Source organism: Nocardia sp. NPDC004718 (assembly GCF_053601535.1).
Map to the genome: position 1 here is coordinate 41,283 of NZ_JBSGCA010000031.1, position 19,113 is coordinate 60,395.

At 68.8% G+C, this 19,113-nt stretch carries 20 protein-coding genes; 11 read left to right on the top strand and 9 right to left on the bottom strand.

Annotation, left to right across the window (positions count from 1 at the left end; translation table 11 throughout):
- Positions 1 to 45 precede the first annotated feature (45 nt).
- Positions 46 to 510 carry a PaaI family thioesterase gene (locus ACWEH3_RS23040; protein ID WP_450018792.1) on the top strand — a complete coding sequence of 155 codons (465 nt, stop codon included), beginning with the start codon at positions 46 to 48 and terminating at the stop codon, positions 508 to 510.
- A gap of 595 nt (positions 511 to 1,105) precedes the next feature.
- Positions 1,106 to 1,435, top strand: coding sequence for a transglycosylase family protein (locus tag ACWEH3_RS23045; protein WP_450018790.1), 330 nt, complete (start codon positions 1,106 to 1,108; stop codon positions 1,433 to 1,435).
- A gap of 207 nt (positions 1,436 to 1,642) precedes the next feature.
- On the opposite strand, the gene ACWEH3_RS23050 is transcribed toward ACWEH3_RS23045, so the two are convergent.
- The 3 genes from ACWEH3_RS23050 to ACWEH3_RS23060 form a co-directional block, all read right to left on the bottom strand.
- On the bottom strand, positions 1,643 to 2,383 hold the full coding sequence (locus ACWEH3_RS23050) for an SDR family NAD(P)-dependent oxidoreductase (RefSeq protein WP_450018788.1): 741 nt from the start codon (positions 2,381 to 2,383) through the stop codon (positions 1,643 to 1,645).
- Entirely contained in the window at positions 2,380 to 3,549 is a 1,170-nt protein-coding gene (locus ACWEH3_RS23055) for a thiolase family protein (RefSeq protein WP_450018786.1), read from the bottom strand. Before ACWEH3_RS23055 ends, ACWEH3_RS23050 begins: the two co-directional genes overlap by 4 nt.
- Before the next feature lie 118 nt (positions 3,550 to 3,667).
- Positions 3,668 to 4,915: a PucR family transcriptional regulator gene (locus tag ACWEH3_RS23060; protein WP_450018784.1), complete on the bottom strand. Its 1,248-nt coding sequence runs from the start codon at positions 4,913 to 4,915 to the stop codon at positions 3,668 to 3,670.
- A 275-nt stretch (positions 4,916 to 5,190) separates the two neighbouring features.
- On the opposite strand from ACWEH3_RS23060, the gene ACWEH3_RS23065 reads away from it, so the two are divergent.
- The 6 genes from ACWEH3_RS23065 (at position 5,191) to ACWEH3_RS23090 (ending at position 12,254) form a co-directional block, all read left to right on the top strand.
- Entirely contained in the window at positions 5,191 to 6,330 is a 1,140-nt protein-coding gene (locus tag ACWEH3_RS23065) for an esterase/lipase family protein (RefSeq protein WP_450018872.1), read from the top strand.
- 152 nt (positions 6,331 to 6,482) lie between these two features.
- On the top strand, positions 6,483 to 7,871 hold the full coding sequence (locus ACWEH3_RS23070; RefSeq protein ID WP_450018782.1) for a lipase family protein: 1,389 nt from the start codon (positions 6,483 to 6,485) through the stop codon (positions 7,869 to 7,871).
- A 142-nt stretch (positions 7,872 to 8,013) separates the two neighbouring features.
- Entirely contained in the window at positions 8,014 to 9,378 is a 1,365-nt protein-coding gene (locus tag ACWEH3_RS23075) for a glutamine synthetase family protein (protein ID WP_450018780.1), read from the top strand.
- On the top strand, positions 9,359 to 10,105 hold the full coding sequence (locus tag ACWEH3_RS23080) for a gamma-glutamyl-gamma-aminobutyrate hydrolase family protein (protein ID WP_450018778.1): 747 nt from the start codon (positions 9,359 to 9,361) through the stop codon (positions 10,103 to 10,105). The genes ACWEH3_RS23075 and ACWEH3_RS23080 overlap by 20 nt, the downstream gene beginning before the upstream one ends.
- Positions 10,102 to 11,460 (top strand): aldehyde dehydrogenase family protein, encoded by a 1,359-nt coding sequence (locus ACWEH3_RS23085; RefSeq protein WP_450018776.1) that lies wholly within the window; start codon positions 10,102 to 10,104, stop codon positions 11,458 to 11,460. The genes ACWEH3_RS23080 and ACWEH3_RS23085 overlap by 4 nt, the downstream gene beginning before the upstream one ends.
- Positions 11,460 to 12,254, top strand: coding sequence for a 3-oxoacyl-ACP reductase (locus ACWEH3_RS23090; RefSeq protein WP_450018774.1), 795 nt, complete (start codon positions 11,460 to 11,462; stop codon positions 12,252 to 12,254). Before ACWEH3_RS23085 ends, ACWEH3_RS23090 begins: the two co-directional genes overlap by 1 nt.
- Before the next feature lie 3 nt (positions 12,255 to 12,257).
- Here ACWEH3_RS23090 and ACWEH3_RS23095 read toward each other — a convergent pair whose 3' ends face one another.
- Positions 12,258 to 12,977, bottom strand: a complete 720-nt coding sequence (locus ACWEH3_RS23095; RefSeq protein WP_450018772.1) for an SDR family oxidoreductase — start codon at positions 12,975 to 12,977, stop codon at positions 12,258 to 12,260.
- Between the two features lie 72 nt (positions 12,978 to 13,049).
- Here ACWEH3_RS23095 and ACWEH3_RS23100 point away from each other — a divergent pair, with 72 nt between their 5' ends.
- Positions 13,050 to 13,637 carry a TetR/AcrR family transcriptional regulator gene (locus ACWEH3_RS23100; protein WP_450018770.1) on the top strand — a complete coding sequence of 196 codons (588 nt, stop codon included), beginning with the start codon at positions 13,050 to 13,052 and terminating at the stop codon, positions 13,635 to 13,637.
- Positions 13,638 to 13,943: 306 nt separating this feature from the next.
- A complete protein-coding gene (locus tag ACWEH3_RS23105) occupies positions 13,944 to 15,227 on the top strand; it encodes an MFS transporter (RefSeq protein ID WP_450018870.1) in 1,284 nt (427 codons plus the stop codon).
- A gap of 56 nt (positions 15,228 to 15,283) precedes the next feature.
- On the opposite strand, the gene ACWEH3_RS23110 is transcribed toward ACWEH3_RS23105, so the two are convergent.
- The 3 genes from ACWEH3_RS23110 to ACWEH3_RS23120 all read right to left on the bottom strand — a co-directional run bounded on the left by ACWEH3_RS23110 (position 15,284) and on the right by ACWEH3_RS23120 (position 16,702).
- Complete coding sequence (locus ACWEH3_RS23110) at positions 15,284 to 15,541, bottom strand: hypothetical protein (protein WP_450018768.1); 258 nt, start codon at positions 15,539 to 15,541, stop codon at positions 15,284 to 15,286.
- Positions 15,542 to 15,674: 133 nt separating this feature from the next.
- On the bottom strand, positions 15,675 to 16,046 hold the full coding sequence (locus ACWEH3_RS23115; protein WP_450018766.1) for a hypothetical protein: 372 nt from the start codon (positions 16,044 to 16,046) through the stop codon (positions 15,675 to 15,677).
- A gap of 86 nt (positions 16,047 to 16,132) precedes the next feature.
- Positions 16,133 to 16,702 (bottom strand): TetR/AcrR family transcriptional regulator, encoded by a 570-nt coding sequence (locus tag ACWEH3_RS23120; protein ID WP_450018764.1) that lies wholly within the window; start codon positions 16,700 to 16,702, stop codon positions 16,133 to 16,135.
- Positions 16,703 to 16,800: 98 nt separating this feature from the next.
- Between ACWEH3_RS23120 and ACWEH3_RS23125 the strand changes: the two genes are divergently transcribed.
- On the top strand, positions 16,801 to 17,238 hold the full coding sequence (locus ACWEH3_RS23125) for a DoxX family protein (protein ID WP_450018762.1): 438 nt from the start codon (positions 16,801 to 16,803) through the stop codon (positions 17,236 to 17,238).
- A gap of 66 nt (positions 17,239 to 17,304) precedes the next feature.
- Here the strand turns inward: ACWEH3_RS23125 and ACWEH3_RS23130 are convergent, their stop codons facing one another.
- Positions 17,305 to 18,108: an SDR family oxidoreductase gene (locus ACWEH3_RS23130; protein ID WP_450018760.1), complete on the bottom strand. Its 804-nt coding sequence runs from the start codon at positions 18,106 to 18,108 to the stop codon at positions 17,305 to 17,307.
- Positions 18,109 to 18,117: 9 nt separating this feature from the next.
- Positions 18,118 to 19,080 (bottom strand): DUF1702 family protein, encoded by a 963-nt coding sequence (locus tag ACWEH3_RS23135; RefSeq protein WP_356961059.1) that lies wholly within the window; start codon positions 19,078 to 19,080, stop codon positions 18,118 to 18,120.
- Positions 19,081 to 19,113 lie beyond the last annotated feature (33 nt).

Sequence of the window (19,113 nt, forward strand, 5' to 3'; positions counted from 1 at the left end):
AGACAACGAGGTGCCAGCCACCTCCGGCGTGAAGGGACGGTTGCGATGAGCGACGTCGAGACTCCTCCGTTCAAGGACATCGTCAACGGGGCACTGGAATTCACCATCCCGATCGCGCACAAGATGGGTGTGCAGGCGGTGGAAGTGCGGCGCGGTTTCGCGGCGACCTCGGTGCCCGTCGAGGGCAACGGCAACCACTTCGGCGTGATGTACGCCGGAGTGCTGTTCACCGTGGCCGAGATCCTCGGCGGCGCGATCGCGGTCGCCACGTTCGACAACTCGGCGTTCTATCCGCTGGTGAAGGATCTGCACGTCTTCTTCCGCAAGCCGGCCAAGACGGATGTGCGCGCGGAGGCGACGTTGTCCGAGGAGGAGATCACGCGCATCGGCGCGGAGGCGGCGGCGAACGGCAAATCCGACTTCACGCTGCGAGCCGTGGTCACCGACGCCGACGGCGTGGTGGTGGCGGAGACCGAAGGCCTCTACCAATTGCGGGCGCACGGCAAGTAGCCCGGTTCGGCGCCGGAGCGGGGCGTTCGGCACGCATCCGGCGCCGGTCGGCCGCGCACTGTGGCCGGCCCGCGCGGGGCCGACGACCGTGTCCGGCCGGGTCGCCGTGCCCGCGTCGAGGTCACGGACCGGTCGCGGGACACCGGTTCGGCCTCGGCGTCACGCGGATATCTCCCCTTCTTCGATCAGGTAACGACTCGGTAGCTGATGCCTGAGTGGCGGCGCGCCTGGGGCGCGGTATGCCTACTACCGCAAGTCGTGGACCTGCGAAAATGCGATCCGCTTCACCATATCGCAGTGATCTCGGCCACATCACGAAGCCATAACAGCTGATCTGTATCGGTCGATTTTGCGCGATCGACCTGGGTGAACGGCGCGAAGTCTCGACCAAGGGTCAAACCTATGCCGACGTTATTCGAACGTGATCTGCCGCGATATCTCCGCTAACGTCGGTCACGGCTCGGGGCAACACCGAGATCGAGCTCGAATCGCAGAACGCCGGAAACCCTGTCCCGCGGTTCGAGTGTCCACGAACTTCCCTGGGGACAGGGGCGCGGCGAATTCGCCGAGCCGGTGGGCTCAGGCGGGAAATCTCATGTCGCAAAACCGTAAATTCACCACTCGTGTTCTCGGCTTCACCGCGGCTGTCGGCGCCTTCGTCGCCGTGCCGTTCGGCCTGTCCACCGCGACCGCTTCGGCCCACAACTGGGACGCCGTCGCGCAGTGCGAGAGCAGCGGCAACTGGTCCACCAACACCGGTAACGGCTTCTCGGGCGGCCTGCAGTTCACCCAGAGCACCTGGGAGGCCAACGGCGGCAGCGGCAGCCCGTCGAATGCCAGCCGGGACGAGCAGATCCGGGTCGCGGAGAACGTCCTCGCGACCCAGGGTCCGGGCGCCTGGCCCGTGTGCGGCGCTTACCTCTGATGCGTCACCGGCGCCTACCGCGGATTCGCGGTAGGCGCCGAGCTATTTACCGGCAGTAATAAATCTCGCGAAATGCCGGTTTATCCGGACAATCGCATCGGTAATTCGATATCCGATCATCCGGTCCGAATTCGGATTCACCGAACGCCGATTCGCCTGCTCTCCGGCGGCCGGACCCTCGCGCCGGTCGCTGTCAGGTAACGGTGCTCAGGCCCGCCACAGTTGATCACCGGCGCGCGACAGGATGATGTTCGGCACCACCGCGTTACGCGACAGCCGCGTGACCGCCAAGACCATCTCGGCGATGTCGCCGGTGGTGAGCATGGCCGATCGGTCCAGGACAGCACGCTTCCACGCGGTCATGTCGGTGTCGACATAGCCCGGGGACACCGCCGTCGCACTGACGCCGTTCGCGGATTCCTCCAGCGACACCGTCTCGCACAGCGAGATGAGCGCCGCTTTGGTGGCCCCGTAGGCGGCGAGTCCCGCTTCTCCGGCGACGCCGGTGATCGAAGCCAGCGCGACGATCTTCGCGCCGCGCTCCCGATCGTCGGCCGCGCTCTTGCGCAGCAGCGGCAACGCGGCCCGGATGAGCGTCAGCGGCGCGCGGAAATTCACGTCCAGCATGCGTTCGTACGCCTTCGCGGGTAGGTCTGCCACGGCGCCCGCCGTGCCGGTGCCCGCGCTCAGCACCAGCGCGTTCATGCCGCCGAACCGTTCCTCATGCGCCGTAACCAGGGCGCGCACCTGGTCGAGGTCGTTCATCTGCGTGACCACCGCCTGCACCTCGGCTCCCGTTTCCGCGCGCAGGCGGGCCGCGGTCTGCTCGAGTGTGTCGAGCGTGCGCGCGGCCAGGGTCAGGTGGTAACCCTCGCCCGCCAGGCGGCGCGCCACCTCGGCGCCGATGCCGCGTGACCCTCCGGTGATCAGTGCGGTGCGGACGCTCATCCGAGGCGTTCGATGATCGTCGCGTTGGCCAGGCCGCCCGCCTCGCACATCGTCTGCAGGCCGTAGCGGCCGCCGGTCTGCTCCAGGTGGTTGACCAGCGTCGCCAGGATGCGGGTGCCGGAGGCGCCCAGCGGGTGGCCGAGGGCGATCGCGCCGCCGCGCGGGTTCAGCTTGTCCGGATCGGCGTTCAACTCGTGCTGCCAGACCAGGGGCACGGGCGCGAACGCTTCGTTCACCTCGTAGGCGTCGATGTCATCGATGCTCAGCCCGGCGCGATCCAGCACCTTGCTGGTGGCCGGGATCACGGCCGTGAGCATGAGCAGAGGGTCGTCGCCCACCACGGCGAACGAGTGGAACCGGGCGCGCGGACGAAGGCCCAGTTTCGTGGCGGCCTCCTCGCTCATGATCAGTGCGGCGGAGGCGCCGTCGGTCAGCGGGGAGGAGTTGCCCGGCGTGATCGACCACTCGATCTCGGGGAAGCGCGCGGTGTACTGGTCGTCGACGAAGGCGGGCCGCAACTTCGCCAGACTCTCGCCGGTGGTGGCGGGCCGGATCGTCTCGTCGGCCGTCAGGGTGCCCGCCGCGACCAGTTCGTTGTCGAAGCCTCCCCGCGCCGCGGTGGCGGCGGCGAGCCGATGCGAACGAGCCGCGAACTCGTCGAGCGCGGCGCGGTCGAACTTCCACCGGGCGGCGATCACCTCGGCCGCGATGCCCTGCTGGATGAGGCCGTCCGGGTAGCGGTGGGCGAGCGGACCGCGGTTGGCGTCCTTGCCCTGGCCGTTGGAGAACATCGGCGCCCGGCTCATGGATTCGACACCGCACGCGATCGCGACGTCGTAGGCGCCCGCGATGACACCCTGCGCCGCGAAGTGCGCGGCCTGCTGGCTGGACCCGCACTGCCGGTCCACCGTGGTCGCGGGCACCGATTCCGGGAATCCGGCGGCCAGCGCGGCGGTTCTGCTGATGTTGAACGCCTGCTCCCCGCTCTGCGTGACGCATCCGCCGACCACGTCGTCCACCACGGCGGGATCGAGGTCGTTGCGGGCGACGAGTTCGGCGAGCACGCCCGCGAGCAGGGTGGCCGGATGTACGTCCGACAGGCCGCCGCCTGCTTTGCCCTTACCGGACGGTGTGCGGACGACATCGACGACGACGGCGGACCTCATGGCCATCTCCGATCAGTTAAGTTAACTGGCATTCTCAGCTAAGTTAACACAGATTCACCGCTGTGGGCCATGGGATGCCCAGGGGCGGGCCGCGATCGACAGCAGGGAATTCCCTTGCCTAGGCCTTGGCCTCGCCGGGCGGCCTGCCCGGATACAGGCGCTGAATCGTCAGCGCGGCCGCCAGCAGCCGGGAGTCGTGCGGGTCGGTGGGATCGACGCCGGTGAGTTCGGCGATGCGGCGCAGACGATAGCTGAAGGTGTTGGGATGCACGTGGATCTCGGCGGCCGCGGCCTTGCGGTCCGAGCCGTGGCGCAGGTGCGCGTCGAGGGCTTCCATCAGGTGCGGGCTGTCCAGGATCGGGGCGATCCGCTCGGCCAGCCGGGAGCGGGCGGTGCCCGGCCTGGTGAGCTGGTACTCCAACAGCAGATCGTCGAGTTGGTAGACGCCCGCAGGGCGGCCGAGCAGGCGCGCGAGTTCGGCGAGGTCGGTGGCTTCCTTCGCGGTGTGCGGAATGGCGTCCTTCGGCACGGACGGATACTCGGCGAGGAATACCGGAACCCCGAAGTTCTCGGCCAGCTCAGTGGCAAGCCCGGTGTGGCGCGCGTCGTCGAGTTCGGCGTCGGAACCGCTGGGCAGCAACGCGATTCCGCTCCAGCCGTCGAAGGTGGCCAGCGCCGTGGTGCCCGCGAGGGCGTCCAAAGCGCGGTGCAGCAGGCGGATGCGGCGGCGTCCGACGAGTGTGGCGACCTTGCTCGGCTGATCGTCGGGCCGGATGTGGATGGCGAGCACGGTGTAGTGCTCCGCGAGGGCGGTGTCCGCCCGCGCCGCCAGCTCCGCCGCGGGGAACCCGTTCAGCAGCGCCGAGCACAGCGCCCGGCGCGCCTCCCGTTCGGCGTTGTAGATGGACTGCTCGACCTCGGTGTAGGTCTCCACGACCGTGATGTTGATCTGCATGAGCAGGTCGAGCAGTCGGCTGCCGACCAGGACGAGGTCGTCGAGCTCCTCGCGGGAGGCCAGCGCGGCCGCCTCATGGAGCACCGACTGCGCGGAACCGTGAATGGCCTCGATCAGCACGGGCAGGGGGAACCGGTCCTCGGCGTGCCGCTCGGCCACCGGGGCGACGAACGTGGCGACTTCGGCCTTGGTGAAGCTGCGCTGTTCACCGATCGCCTGGAGCACGGCGCGGCCGCACGCGTAGATCGCCGGAAGCACCTCGGCGGTGAAATGCCCCTCGGGCAGATCGGCGGCGGGCGAGGTGGTGCCGAGGCCGGCGGCGAGCATGCGCTCGGCGATCTGCGGCCAGCGGGTGAGCAACCGGGCGACGAGCGGAGCGTCTCCGGCCACCGGGGACAACGCGACGGACATGGGCCGATTGTTTCCGACCACAGGAAACCGCGGCAAGGTCGCGGGCCCAGTCGCGCGAATTTTGGCTTCGGGGCCAACATTCCGTACGGAATCTTCTCCTCGGCGTGCAGTGACACCACTCCGGCGCGAGTCATACATTCGGAAAGCGGCTCGCATCTATGTCCCCGATCACATTCGAATCCGAATGTGGCGTAAGAAACATTCTGTAGCGGTGTTCGATTCACCGCCGGGCCGCCAGTGGTTCGGCGTGAATGGAAGTGAACTCGATGTTGGCAATGATGCACAACGCTCGACGGGCGATTATCGGGGCCGCGGTGATCGCGGGCGTGACGATGGCCACGGCACTCGGCAACGGACCGGCGCACGCGCGGGAGGAGATCGAACCGACCCAGCAGGCCCTGGCCGATTACATCAGCGCAGGCCTGGCGCCCGCCCCGGACGGCAGGCAACCGCGCGCGATCGTGGACAGCGGCAGTTCGTCGGGATGGCCGACCAGCGTCGCTTCCGACGCGTTCGGTGAAGGCCCGGAGATGTCGGCGTATCTGGCGGCGTTCGCCTACGGCCTGACCCACCCGGACGCCGCCCCGCCCGGCGCCAACCGCTGGAACTGCACCCCCACCGCCGAACACCCGCGACCGGTGGTGCTGCTGCACGGCACCTGGCTCAACGCATACGACACCTTCTCCTACTTGTCCCCGCGCCTGGCCCGCGCCGGTTTCTGCGTGTTCGCCTTCAATTTCGGGCGTTCCGGCATCTTGGAGGGCGGCGGTCTCGGCCCGATCCTGCCGGGGCGCTTCGGCGTGGGCCGGATGGAGGATTCGTCCGTCCAGTTGCGCGATTTCGTCGACCGGGTCCTGGCCGCGACCGGTGCGCAGGCCGTCGACATCGTCGGTCACTCGCAAGGCGGGACGGTCGCCGACCATTATCTGAAGTTCGAGGGCGGCCAGGGCAAAGTGGGCAAATTGGTGAGTCTGGGAGCGACACACCACGGTACGTCGCTGATGGGTATCGCCACGCTCGGCCGGATCATCAACAATCTGGGCGTCGACATTCTCGGGTTCTACGAGCCGCTGGTCGGACTCGCGAATATCCAGCAAGCGGTGGGCTCGCCGTTCTACGCCAGTCTGAACGCGCAGGGCGACACGGTGCCCGGAGTCGCCTACACGGCGGTCGGCTCGCGGCACGACGAGGTGACCAACCCTTATCAATGGACGTTCCTGCAAGCGGGGCCGGACGCGACGGTGGACAACGTCACGCTGCAAGACGGCTGCGAGCAGGACATGTCCGACCACCTCACGATGATGTATTCCCCGCGGGCGGCGTCGATCGTGCTGCACGCGCTCGACCCGGTCGCCCAGCCGTCGCTGGAATGCACTTTCAATCCGTGGATGGCCGGCGGCAACGGCAGCTGGTGAGCCGCTGTCACTGCATCGGCACGAGAATCCGCGAGCGTCTAATTGGTACCCGGGACAATTCTTTTCCGGGCACGACCTTGGTTGGGTGAATACGGGCGATCCGGCGCGGGATGCCCGCGATCACGGCCCTGCCGTCGGAAAGGAAGAACCGGATGAGTGTGCAACTCGAATGGGATGGCGGTACGGTGCCGCCCGATCCGGCCCCGTTCGCGCAGCGGCCGATACTGCCCGAAGACGATCCGTTCTACGTCGCACCGCCCGCGGTCGGGCGGTTGCGTCCCGGTGCGATCGTTCGAGCGCGGGAGGTGCGGATCGGCTTCTTCGCTCTTGTGCCCCAGCGCATCTCGGCCTGGCAGCTGCTCTATCGGACATGTGATCTGAACGGGGTGCCCGAGGTGGCGGTGACCACCGTGCTGTTGCCGTGGGGCGCTGATCCGGCCGAGCCGCGCCCGCTGGTGTCGTTCCAGTGCGCGATCGACGCGGTGGCCTCGAAATGTCTTCCGTCCTATTCGCTCCGGCGCGGCGCACGGGCGGCGGGGTCGATTCCCCAGCTCGAGCTGCCGCTGATCGCCAGCGCCCTGGCGCGGGGCTGGGCGGTGTCGGTGCCGGATCACGGCGGAACCGCGGGCCGGTTCGGCGTGGCAAGGGAGCCGGGATATCGCGCGCTGGACGCGGTGCGCGCCGCGCACGCTTTCGTTCCGCTGGGACTGGACCCGACGGCACCCGTGGCGCTGTGGGGTTATTCGGGCGGGGGTTTGGCCACGGCCTGGGCCGCGGAAATGGCCGCCGAATACGCGCCCGAGCTGAATATCGTGGGCGCGGTCGCCGGGTCGCCGGTGGGGGATCCGGCCGCCGCGTTCGTCCGCCTCAACGGCACCCTCTTCGCGGGATTCGCGGCCGTCTTCACCGCCGGGCTGCGCCGCGGCTACCCGGATCTGGACCGCATGCTGCGCGCGCATCTGGACGCGCGATATCTCGGCTGGCTGGCCGAGACCGAGACCACCGCGACGTTCCCGCTGCTGTATCGCTTCGCCCGGCGCGACATCGACAAACACAGTGACGCGGGACTGGCCGCCATGCTGGAGCAGGACGGGCTGCGGCGGATCCTCGACGACATCCACCCCGGCGGCCGAGCGCCCGCGATGCCCATGCTCGTGCTGCAGGGCGTGCACGACGAGGTGATCGCGACCGCCGACGTGGACGGCCACGTCGCGCGCTATGTCGCGGCGGGCGTCCACGTGCGCTACTTGCGCGATCGGCTCAGCACCCATCTTCTACTGCAATTCCTGGCGCTGCCGGTCATGGTCGACTGGCTGGCCGGTCGCTTCGCCGGTCGTGAGCTGCCCGCAGCCGGTACGCAGACGCGTTGGTCGCTCGCCTTCGCCGGTCCGGCGCTGCGCGGCCACCTGCGATTCGCGGCCTTGCTCGTGCGCATGTGGCTCGGACGGCCGATCCGGGCACCGCGCCCGCCCGCGCTGTCGCGTCCCCGCCCGCCCCGCCTGTCGGTCTTTTCCGCGGCGCTGCGCAATCCGTTGTCCTGATCTTGCTCGGCCACCACCGAGACGTCGCCGAGCTGGCCTGATCGCACACCGTTACGCGCCGGGAACGAGATTCCGGTGTCACGTCACAAAGGTGTCCGTTTTGCTCTAGCGTGAGCACGGTTGGTGCCGAGAGGGGTCGTGGATGCGTAGCGGGATGCTGAGTGTGGCGCAATTGCGGGACCAGGTCGATACGGGTGAGATCGACACGGTGCTGGTCGCCATGACCGACATGCAGGGGCGACTGCAAGGGAAGCGCTGCGCGGCACGCTATTTCCTGGACGAGGTGGTCGAGCACGCCACCGAGGCCTGCGGCTACCTGCTCGCGGTGGACGTGGACATGACGACCGTCGACGGATACGCCCTCTCGTCCTGGGAGACCGGTTACGGAGACGTCGTGCTGCGGCCGGATCTGCGCACGCTGCGGACGGCCCCGTGGTGGCCGGGCACCGCGCTGGTGCTCTGCGACGTCGAGCACGTGGCGCCGGAAGGGCGGGCGGTCGCGGCTTCACCGCGCCAGGTGCTGCGCAAACAGTTGGACCGGCTGAGCGAGCGCGGCCTGCGCGCGTTCGTCGGGACCGAACTCGAGTTCCTGGTGTTCGACGACAGCTACGAGGCGGCCTGGAACGCGGGGTACCGCGGGCTGACGCCGGCCAATCAGTACAACGTCGACTACTCGATGCTCGGCACCGGGCGGATCGAGCCGTTGTTGCGCCGTATCCGCAAGGAGATGGACGGCGCCGGAATGTATGTCGAGTCGGCCAAAGGCGAGTGTAACCCCGGGCAGCACGAGATCGCGTTCCGGTACGACGAAGCTCTGGTCACCTGCGACAACCACAGTATCTACAAGACCGGTGCGAAGGAGATCGCGGCGCAGGAAGGGCGCAGCCTCACCTTCATGGCGAAATACAATGAGCGCGAAGGCAATTCCTGCCATATTCATTTGAGCCTGCGCGGCGACGCGGGCGAGCCGGTCTTCGCGGGGGACGGCGCGGACGGCATGTCGCCGTTGATGCGGCACTTCATCGCGGGCCAGCTGGACTGCTTGCGCGAGTTCACCTACCTGCTCGCGCCGAACATCAACTCCTACAAGCGATTCGTCGCGGGCAGCTTCGCGCCGACCGCGATCGCGTGGGGCCGGGACAACCGGACCTGCGCCATCCGCGTGGTCGGCGAGGACCATGGGCTGCGCTTCGAGAACCGGGTGCCCGGCGGTGACGTGAACCCGTACCTGGCCGTGGCCGCGCTGATCGCGGCGGGACTGCACGGCATCGACCGTGGCCTGCCGCTCGAGCCGGAATTCCACGGCAACGCCTATCACTCCGAGCGCCCCCGTGTGCCGCGCACGCTGCGCGAAGCGGCCCAGCTGTTCGGCGACAGCACGGTGGCCCGCGCGGCCTTCGGTGATGATGTAGTGGAGCACTATCGCAACGCGGCGCGGGTAGAACTGGACGCCTACGACGCCGCGGTCACCGACTGGGAGCGTACCCGTGGTTTCGAACGACTCTGAGGTCGCGGGAGCCCGTCCCGTGATCGGCCTGCCCACCTATGTGGAGCAGGCCCGCTTCAACGCGTGGGATCTGCCGTGCGCGGTGCTGCCGCACGCCTACGTCGAGATGGTGGCCGCCGCGGGCGGCATCCCGGTGCTGCTGCCGCCCGCCGGCGTCGCGCGTCCCGAGCTGGTGCGACGGCTCGACGGGTTGGTGCTGACCGGCGGCGCGGACGTCGATCCAGCGCGCTACGGCGGCCCTGCTGCCGGAATCCCCGGCTACACCAGGCCGGACCGGGACGAGTCGGAGTTCGGCCTGTTCGACCTGGCCAGAGCCGCGGGCATGCCGATTCTCGCGGTGTGCCGCGGGCTGCAGCTGGCGAACGTGGCGCTCGGCGGCACGCTGATCCCCCATCTGCCCGATGTGGTCGGGCACGAGGAGCACTCCGGCGTCGAGGGCGGGTTCACCGCGACGCGGGTGCTGACCATCGCGGGCAGCCGGGTCGCGCGGCTGGCCGGTCCGGAGGTGAAGGTGAACTGCCACCACCACCAGGCCATCGATCGGCTCGCCGCGGGCCTGACCGCCACCGCGTACGCCGCGGACGGCACGATCGAGGCCGTGGAGTCCACCGACGGGTCGTTCCTGGTCGGCGTGCAGTGGCATCCGGAGGCCGACGCCACCGATCGCAGACTGGTGCGGGCGCTGGCCGAGGCGGCGGACACCTATCGAAGGGAGCGGGACTCGTGACGACAGCGCAGGTGCTCAACCCGGCGACCGAACAGGTGGTCTCCACCGTCGAGCTCGTCGGCGAAGCCGAGACCGATGCCGCCGTCGCGGCCGCGCAGCGCGCGTCGGCCGGGTGGCGCGAGGTGGCGCCCGGCGATCGGGCGAGATTGCTGCGCCGGTTCGCCGAGGCGGTCGACGCGGATGTGGAGCAGCTCGCCCGGCTCGAGGTCGCCAACGCGGGGCACACCATCGGCAACGCGCGTTGGGAGGCGGGCAACGTCCGCGACGTGCTGCACTACGCGGCCGGAATGCCGGAGCGGTTGCTGGGCAGTCAGATCCCGGTCGCGGGCGGAGTCGACATCACCTTCCACGAGCCGCTCGGCGTGGTCGGCGTGATCGTGCCGTGGAATTTCCCGATGCCGATCGCGGCCTGGGGTTTCGCGCCCGCGCTCGCCGCGGGCAACACCGTGGTGCTCAAACCCGCCGAGCTGACGCCGCTGACCGCGCTGCGACTCGGTGAACTGGCGCTCGAGGCGGGCCTGCCCGAGGGTGTGTTCCAGGTGCTGCCCGGCAAGGGGTCGGTGGTGGGAGAGCGCTTCGTCACCCACCCGGCCGTCCGCAAGGTGGTGTTCACCGGTTCCACGGAGGTGGGCACGCGGATCATGGCGGGCTGCGCTCGGCAGGTGAAGCGGGTGACGCTGGAACTCGGCGGCAAGAGCGCGAACGTCGTGTTCGCTGACGCCGACCTGGAACAGGCGGCGGCGACCGCGCCCTACGGCGTCTTCGACAACGCCGGGCAGGACTGCTGCGCCCGCTCCCGGATCCTGGTGCAGCGCAGTGTGTTCGACCGTTTCCTGGAACTGCTGGAACCCGCTGTGCAAGGGGTGCGCGTCGGCGACCCGTCCGACGAATCCACCGAGATGGGCCCGCTGATCTCGGCCGCGCACCGGGAGCGGGTGGCCGAGTTCGTGCAGCCCTCGACCAAGGTGGCGTTCACGGGAAGCGCGCCCGATGGTCCCGGATTCTGGTATCCGCCGACCGTCGTGCTACCCGGCGCGCCCACCGACCGGGTGCTCACCGACGAGGTGTTCGGGCCGGTGGTCGCGGTGGTCCCGTTCGAGGACGAGGCCGACGCGCTGCGCATCGCCAACGACACGAATTACGGCCTGTCCGGCTCGATCTGGACTCGCGACGTCGGCCGGGCGCTGCGCGTGGCCCGCGGTGTGGAGGCGGGCAACCTGTCGGTGAACTCGCATTCGTCCGTGCGGTACTGGACGCCGTTCGGCGGTTTCAAGCAGTCCGGGCTCGGGCGCGAACTCGGCCCGGACGCCGCGCTCGCCTTCACCGAGACCAAGAACGTCTTCCTCGCCACGTAGTGACACCCGCACATCCGACAGGAGATACGTTGCAGCGCTTACAGGATCGAGTCGCCGTCGTCACCGGCGGCGGGAGCGGTATCGGTCTGGCCACGGTCCGTCGCTTCGCGGCGGAGGGGGCGAAGGTGGTGGTCGCGGACATCGACGCCGGGACCGGCGAGGCGGCCGCGAAGGAGGCCTGCGGCCGGTACGTGCAGGTGGACGTCACCGACGAAGACCAGGTCAAGGCTCTGTTCCAGACCGCGGTCGACACCTACGGCGGACTGGATATCGCGTTCAACAACGCGGGCATCTCACCGCCGGAGGACGATTCGATCCTGACCACCGGCATCGACGCGTGGCGGCGGGTTCAGGAGGTCAACCTGACCTCCGTGTACCTGTGCAGCAAGTACGCCATCGAGCACATGCTCGAGCGCGGCAAAGGATCGGTGATCAACACCGCCTCGTTCGTCGCGGTCATGGGTGCGGCGACCTCGCAGATCTCCTACACCGCCTCCAAGGGCGGCGTGCTGGCGATGAGCCGCGAACTCGGTGTGCAGTTCGCCCGCGACGGCATTCGGGTGAACGCCCTGTGCCCCGGGCCGGTGAACACCCCGCTACTCCAGGAACTGTTCGCCAAGGACCCGGAGCGCGCCGCCCGCCGCCTGGTGCACGTGCCGCTCGGCCGGTTCGCCGAACCGGAGGAGATCGCCGCTGCCGTGGCCTTCCTCGCCAGCGACGATTCCTCGTTCATCACCGCGTCCCAGTTCCTGGTGGACGGCGGCATCGCGGGCGCATACGTGACGCCGCTGTAGGACCTACTTCGGCGCGCCCAATCGTGCGCCGCCGTCGACGCGCACCACGATTCCGGTCGTGAACGCGTTGTCCACCAGGAATTCGATCGCGTGGGCCACGTCGTCGGCGGTGCCGACCCGGCCCACCGGGGTGGCCGAGGCGATCGAGTCGAAGACCTCGGTCCGCGCGCCGTCGGGCAGGAAGCTCCACCATTCGGTGTCGATCACGCCGGGGGACACCGCGTTCACGCGCAATGGCGCGAGCTCGACGGCCAGCACCGGAACCATCGCCTCCACGCCGGCGTTGACCGCCGCCAGCGCCGCGGTGGTGGGCATCGAGCCGCCCGCCGAGGCCGCCGACACCAGGGTGATCGACCCGCCCTCGTTCAGGTGCGGCAACGCGGCTTGCATCGCGGCGGTGTGCGGGAGCAGTTTGCCTTCGACGTGGCGGCGCAGATGATCGAGTTCGAGCTCGCGGAACGGCGTGGTGCCCGACGGTCCGGTCACGGTCACCACCACATGGTCGATCGGCCCGATCTCCGCGAAGAATCGGGTCAGTTCCGCCTCGTCACGCGCGTCGACGGTACGGCCGGTGACGTTCTCGCCGAGATCGGCCAATGCGGCCTCGAGCCTGTCCTTGTCGCGCCCCGCGACGATCACCTCGTGCCCGTGGTCGGCGAGCCTGCGCGCCGCGGCCAGGCCGATGCCGGATGTACCGCCCACGATGACGACCCGGTTGCCCACAACATCCTCCTGATTTTCGAAGCTCTGTGTCTCGAAATATAAACGAGGCACAGTGTCTTGTAAAGTGTCGGCATGACCGGAACCCGTGGCCGCCCGCGCAGCGAGGAAACCAGGCACGCGATCCTGCGCGCCGCGCTGGAACTGTGTGAACGGGACGGCTACCAGGACCTGACCATCAAGGCGATCGCCGACGCCGCGGGCGCGGGCAGGCAGACGGTGTATCGCTGGTGGCCGGACAAGGCCGCGGTGCTCATGGAGGCGCTGGCCGGGCTCGTCGAGGAGAACCCGGCATTGCGGGTGCATGCCGAGTCCGCGGACGTGCTCGCCGAGGTCGAAGGCTTGCTCACCGCGACCTACGAGCTCACGCGCGAGCTGACGGGCCAGGCGCTGGTCGGACTGATGGCCGACGCGCAGCGCGATCCGGCGCTGTCGGAGCGGTTGCAGGACGCCGTGATCGGCCCGCGTCGTGAGGTGTTGCGCACGCTGCTGCGGCGAGGTGTGGACAGTGGTGAGTTCACCGGGGCGGTGCCGTTGGACCTCGTGGTCGATTTCGCTTTCGGGGTGATGTGGTACCGCCTCCTCGGGCGGCACGCTCCGGTCGACGGGGCGTTGGCGAGAGAAGTCACCGCGGGTATCGCCGCCATGCTCGGGCGGAAGTGAGCGCGAGCGCTGTCGCATCGCGACTGTCGTGGACGAGGGTGACGGGCGCGGCCTGAGTGAATATGTGACTGGCATCACAATTGGTTCTGGAGTCGCAGGTCAGCGCAGACGTGTTCGCCCTCTTCCTGTTACGTGACTGTTTGCCCGGGGCGAATCCTGGGTATCGGTCTGTTTCGTGCCACACCTTCGGTTCTCGCGGCCGGAGGTGGAACGAACCGAGGTCCGTGACGGACTGGAGAGGACGTGCACGTGACCGATCGAACTTCCGAGAGTTTCCCGCTGCGACGTTCCGTCGCGGCCTCCGCCATGGGCAACGCGACCGAATGGTTCGACTACGGCGTCTACGCGGCCACCGCGACGTATCTGACCGATGCCTTCTTCCCCGGGGAACTGGGCACGCTCGGCACCATGCTCGGCTTCGCCATCTCGTTCGTACTCCGGCCGCTCGGTGGCATGGTGTGGGGCCCGCTCGGTGACCGCATCGGCCGTAAAGCCGTGCTGGCCACCACGATCCTGCTCATGGCCGCCGCCACCGGCGCCATCGGCGTGTTGCCCACCCATGCGTCCGTCGGCGTGCTGGCGCCCATCCTGCTGATCCTGCTCCGCGTGGTGCAGGGCTTCTCGACCGGCGGCGAATATGGCGGCGCGGCAACGTATCTCGCCGAGTGCGCGTCCGACCGCAAACGCGGATTCCTCGGCAGTTTCCTCGAGTTCGGCACGCTCGCGGGCTTCGTCGGCGGCTCCGCTACGGTGCTGGCCTGCCAGCTCGCGCTCGGCTCGGACGCCATGCACGACTGGGGCTGGCGCATCCCGTTCCTGATCGCCATCCCGCTCGGCCTGACCGGCTGGTACCTGCGGGCCAGGCTGGAGGAGAGCCCGGTGTTCACCGAGGTCGCCGAGCACAAGCGCCCGCCAGGCGGTCTGCGTGAGGTGGTGACCACCTACCGGCGCGAGACGCTGACGCTGGCCGGACTGGTGGTCGCGCTCAACGTGGTCAATTACACGCTGCTGACCTATCAGCCCACCTATCTGCAGAAAACGATCGGCTTGGGCGAATCGGCCACCACCGCGATGATGCTGCTCGGTCAGTTGGTGATGATGCTGGTGCTGCCGTTCTTCGGCCGGCTGTCCGACAACGTCGGCCGCCGCCCGATGTGGTTGTTCTCGCTGGCCGGCCTCAGCGTGCTCGCGGTGCCGATGTACTGGCTGATGGGCCAGGGCACGGCATGGGCGATCTTCGGCTTCATCGTGCTCGGACTGTTGTACCTGCCGCAGTTGTCCACCATCAGCTCCACCTTCCCCGCGATCTTCCCGACCCATGTCCGGTACGCGGGCTTCGCGCTGGCCTACAACGTCTCCACCGCGATCTTCGGCGGCACCGCCCCGCTGATCAACGAGGCCGTCATCGAGGCAACCGGCTGGTCGCTGTTCCCCGCCGTCTACATGGTCGGCGCTTCCCTGATCGGCTTGGTCGCCTGGAACTACCTGCGCGAAACCGCCGGAACCTCGCTGCGCGGCACCGAACTCCCCGACGCGGGTGAGTCGACTCCCGACCCGAATCCTGACCTCCCCGCCCAGCCCGCGTTCTGAATGCCGAGCCGCCACGAGCCTGTGCGTCGATCAATGATGGAACATCGTCGATCTCATCAGCGGACACCGCCCACCCGGTCGGCGGCGCTATCGGGTCCATCCCCGAAGACGACTGTCATCAGCTGTTCTGCCTCGGCGGAATCATCCGCGCCGAACAAGGTCGCCACTGCGACGGCACGGCGCAGGTCGGCTTCGGGAACTCCGTCCGGAGCGGTCTCCCGCCAGTCGCGAAACGGATCGATCGCTTCCGCGGAGCTCTGCGGACGGGGCGTCGGAGCCGGTTCGGTGCCTTCGGGCGTTTGATCTTCGAACATGCGATCCCCCAATGGATTTCGTGAGCGAAAGAGCGCCGATCCTGGTGCTCAGGCTAACAGCGGGGTCCGACAGGTTCGGGCTCGTCGTTGTATGGGATCGCGTCGTGGTCGAGCGTCGTGGATAGGCACTCGGTCATGCCGAGGAGGGCGACTCGTCGTCCTCCGGCCAGTCGTCCTCGATGACGAGCGTCCCGTCGCGCAGCGCGGTCGCGTACTCGTCGGCGACCAGGTCGGCCGGGTAGGTAGGCCAATAGGAGACCGCGCCGGTGGGCTTGTCGATGACGCAGACGGAGCCGCCGACGATCACCGGCGGACTGTCCGGGTCGGCGTGCGGCGGGCGGGGGAAGGTGGCGACGGCGACGAAGCAGGTGTCGAACTCCGCTAGCTGATAGGTGATGCCGCGATCGGCGTAATCGCCGTTGGTGAGGTGCCGGTCGGCGATCCGGTGTGCTTCGGTCGGGTCCACCGGTGTGGTCGCGTCGGTGGGATAGGCGTGGATGTCCATGTGTCGATGGCAGCTGGGGTGGGGCCGCCTGCTCCTTCTGGGTCTCTGGATAGCACGGTGGCGGCTCGGCGCAAGCCGGTTCGCGGTCAGTCGAAACGTATGGTGGACAGCATCTTGCGGGCCAGGACCTCCGGATCGGAGTCGGTGGCCAGTGCTGAATTATGCAGTGCCCCTTCGCGCCAGAGTGAAGCGAAGCCGTGCACCAGCGACCACGCGGCGAGTCGGGTCGACAATTGACGGTCCTGACTGTGGCTCGGCTGGAGGTTCGACACGCCGGAGCGCAGCGCCGACCCGGATCGTTCTCGCGCGGCGCGCAAGGTCTCGTTCTCCGCGTGGAGAAGGCTGTGCCGGAACATCACGTCGAAGTGTCCCGGATGCTCGCGCGCGAAGCGAATGTAGGCCACCGCGACCTCACGAAAGTCCGAACCGGCCTGCGTGAGCTGGTCGGCCAGCAGTTCGAATCCCTCGGTGGCCAACGCGGTGAGCAGTCCAGCCCGATCTCCGAAGTGGTGGGCGGGCGCGGCGTGCGAGACGCCCGCGTGCCGGGCCAGGTTGCGCAGGGAGAGCGCGTCGACGCCGTCGGCGGCGATCCGCTCGGCGGCGGCGGTGAGCAGCGCCGCGCGGAGATCTCCGTGGTGATAACCGTCCTTCGCCATACCTCGATGGTGACCCATCATCTAGACATTGACAAGTTCATGGCCGCGGTCGTATCTTTCCACTGTCAAGATTCGCTCTTCGATCCACAGGAGATCCGATGGCACCGCTGGTCGTCCTCGTCGCCGTCACCGCACTCGCCCGGCTCGTCGGCTGGCTCACCGGCAACGGCTGGCTCGATTCGTGGGCGCACGCGACCGCGCTCGGGCTGGCCGCGATGCTGGCGCTCACGTCGAGCGCGCACTTCCTCCAGCCGCGCCGCGACGCCCTGGTCGCCATGGTGCCGCCCCGGCTGCCGAACGCCCCGGCGCTGGTGACGTTGACCGGTGTGCTGGAACTGGCGGGCGCGGTCGGCGTCCTCATTCCCGCGACCGCCGATCTGGCCGCGGCCTGCCTGATCGCGCTGCTGGTGGCGCTGTTCCCGGCGAACGTCCGCGCCGCCCGCGCCGAATTGGGCATCAAGACCATGCCTCTGCCCCTGCGGGCGCTGGTCCAGGTCGGGTTCATCGCGGCCTGCGTGGTCATAATCGTCGGCTGAGAACGGCGAAAGGCCCGCTCACGCATCGCAATTCGATGGGTGAGCGGGCCTTTGCCGGGTCGGCGTTCAGCTGCCGCGCAGTGCCTTGGCTATGGTGCGGCGCATGAACGGCCGCGCCATGTCCTCGGGCAGGTTCGCCCAGGCCAGGAAGAACCGCGTGAGCGGGTCGAGCGCGATGTGGTGGCGGCCGCGTTCCAGGCCGCGCACCGCGGCCTCGGCGACGCGCTCGGCAGGCATCGGCTCGATCGACCCGGTGATCGCCTTGGTCTCGACCGGCTTACGGGTGTTCTCCATGGCCAGCCCCGGTGTGTCGGTGTCGGCCGGATAGATCACCGTGACGTCCACGCCTTTCGGCTCCACTTCGTAGCGCAGGCACAACGCCAGCTGCCGGATGCTCGCCTTGGTCGGTCCGTAGGCGGTATACCCGGTGATGCCGAGAAACGCCGACGTGGAGCTGACCAACAGGATCTTTCCCCTGGACCGCTCCACCATGCCGGGCAGCACCCGCCGCACCGCGTGCACCGCACCGAGATAGTTCGCCGACATCTGCACCTCGAACTCGTCGAGCTGCACTTCGAGGAACCGCCCTGGCAGCGCGAGACCGGCGCAGCAGGCGATGACCTCGCACGGTCCGTTGCGCTGCTCCAGTTCCGTGACGGCCGAGGCGAGTTGGTCCGCGCTCGTGACGTCCGCGGCGGCCCAGTCCGCGCCCAGTCGTTTCGCGGTGTCGCGCAGCGGAAGCTTCCGCCGCGCGATGAGCGAGACCTGCGCCCCGCGCCCCGCGAAGGCCTCCGCCACCGCGGCGCCGATCCCTTCCGATCCGCCGGTGACGATGACGTGCTTGCCGGCCCAGTCCTTGACCCGTGCCATCGCGGCGACTCAGGCTCGACTGGCGGTGACGATGTCGGCGATCCGGTCCCGCCACAGCAGATAGGTGGCGGAGCTGCCGTCGTCGGGCAGATCATCGAGCGAACTCTCGATCAGCGCGTCGGTCTTCGCCACGGTGGTCCCGCAGAAGACCTGCGCCGCCGCTTCGCTGTGCTCGTTGACGCTGTTGGTCTGCTGCCGGATCCGGGCGACCATGGCCGAGCCCAGCGACAGCTGCGGCCGGAACTCACCGGCCACGTCCCAGAGTTCCTCCATCGCAGCCGATTCCACGCCGCCCGCGAAGGTGACGGCGATGCCGACGCCGCTCCACAGGTCGGCGTGCCGTTTCGGCTCGAACTCGCCGATCAGCCGCACGACCCCGGCCGGGCTGCCGCCGCCGATGAACCACAGCGCGCGGCCCATGCCCTGGTCCGCGATGCGCTTCAGGTTGTCGCGGTCGCCGAGCCAGCCGGGGTAGCGGGTCTCGACGTGCTTGTCCCGCACGTAGCGCTGCATCTGGAAGAACGCCTTGTAGAAGCCGTAGCCGTCGATGGCGAGCCAGCGGAACAGCGGGTGCTGCGGGAACAGCTTCTTCCACCGGAACTTCGGGATCTTCGCCATGGCGAGGCCGACGCCGACGTACATGGTCAGCGCGTATTCGCTGGCCGGGCCGTCGATCAGGTCGGCGGCGCGCCGGCCGGGCGAGAGCGAGTCGACAGCGGTGAGGCCGACCGCCGCGCCCTCGTAGGCGAACCCGCGGTACTTCGGCGGCACCCGCAACAGGGTGGCGATCAGCTCGTCGTTGTCGGAGCTGCGGACCGCGGAGTCGATGCCGCCGACCAGATGCATCGTCACCTGCTCGAGTTCGAGCGCGGTGTGCTGGTCGGGCTGCTCGAACCCGCTGAGCACCTGGCGGACACTGGCCGGACTGGGGACGAACAGGGCCGCGCGCAGCGGACCCAACGGCGAGGGCATGGGGTTCTCCAATCGTCGGAGGAGTGGGGGATC

Bases quoted from the DNA above. Each gene is read 5' to 3' on its own strand.
- ACWEH3_RS23065 (WP_450018872.1), top strand. From the start codon at position 5,191: ATGATGCACAACGCTCGACGGGCGATTATCGGGGCCGCGGTGATCGCG.
- ACWEH3_RS23105 (WP_450018870.1), top strand. From the start codon at position 13,944: ATGGGCAACGCGACCGAATGGTTCGACTACGGCGTCTACGCGGCCACC.
- ACWEH3_RS23040 (WP_450018792.1), top strand. From the start codon at position 46: ATGAGCGACGTCGAGACTCCTCCGTTCAAGGACATCGTCAACGGGGCA.
- ACWEH3_RS23120 (WP_450018764.1), bottom strand. From the start codon at position 16,702: ATGGCGAAGGACGGTTATCACCACGGAGATCTCCGCGCGGCGCTGCTC.
- ACWEH3_RS23075 (WP_450018780.1), top strand. From the start codon at position 8,014: ATGCGTAGCGGGATGCTGAGTGTGGCGCAATTGCGGGACCAGGTCGAT.
- ACWEH3_RS23055 (WP_450018786.1), bottom strand. From the start codon at position 3,549: ATGAGGTCCGCCGTCGTCGTCGATGTCGTCCGCACACCGTCCGGTAAG.
- ACWEH3_RS23110 (WP_450018768.1), bottom strand. From the start codon at position 15,541: ATGTTCGAAGATCAAACGCCCGAAGGCACCGAACCGGCTCCGACGCCC.
- ACWEH3_RS23045 (WP_450018790.1), top strand. From the start codon at position 1,106: ATGTCGCAAAACCGTAAATTCACCACTCGTGTTCTCGGCTTCACCGCG.
- ACWEH3_RS23130 (WP_450018760.1), bottom strand. From the start codon at position 18,108: ATGGCACGGGTCAAGGACTGGGCCGGCAAGCACGTCATCGTCACCGGC.
- ACWEH3_RS23125 (WP_450018762.1), top strand. From the start codon at position 16,801: ATGGCACCGCTGGTCGTCCTCGTCGCCGTCACCGCACTCGCCCGGCTC.
- ACWEH3_RS23060 (WP_450018784.1), bottom strand. From the start codon at position 4,915: ATGTCCGTCGCGTTGTCCCCGGTGGCCGGAGACGCTCCGCTCGTCGCC.
- ACWEH3_RS23135 (WP_356961059.1), bottom strand. From the start codon at position 19,080: ATGCCCTCGCCGTTGGGTCCGCTGCGCGCGGCCCTGTTCGTCCCCAGT.
- ACWEH3_RS23100 (WP_450018770.1), top strand. From the start codon at position 13,050: ATGACCGGAACCCGTGGCCGCCCGCGCAGCGAGGAAACCAGGCACGCG.
- ACWEH3_RS23070 (WP_450018782.1), top strand. From the start codon at position 6,483: ATGAGTGTGCAACTCGAATGGGATGGCGGTACGGTGCCGCCCGATCCG.
- ACWEH3_RS23050 (WP_450018788.1), bottom strand. From the start codon at position 2,383: ATGAGCGTCCGCACCGCACTGATCACCGGAGGGTCACGCGGCATCGGC.
- ACWEH3_RS23115 (WP_450018766.1), bottom strand. From the start codon at position 16,046: ATGGACATCCACGCCTATCCCACCGACGCGACCACACCGGTGGACCCG.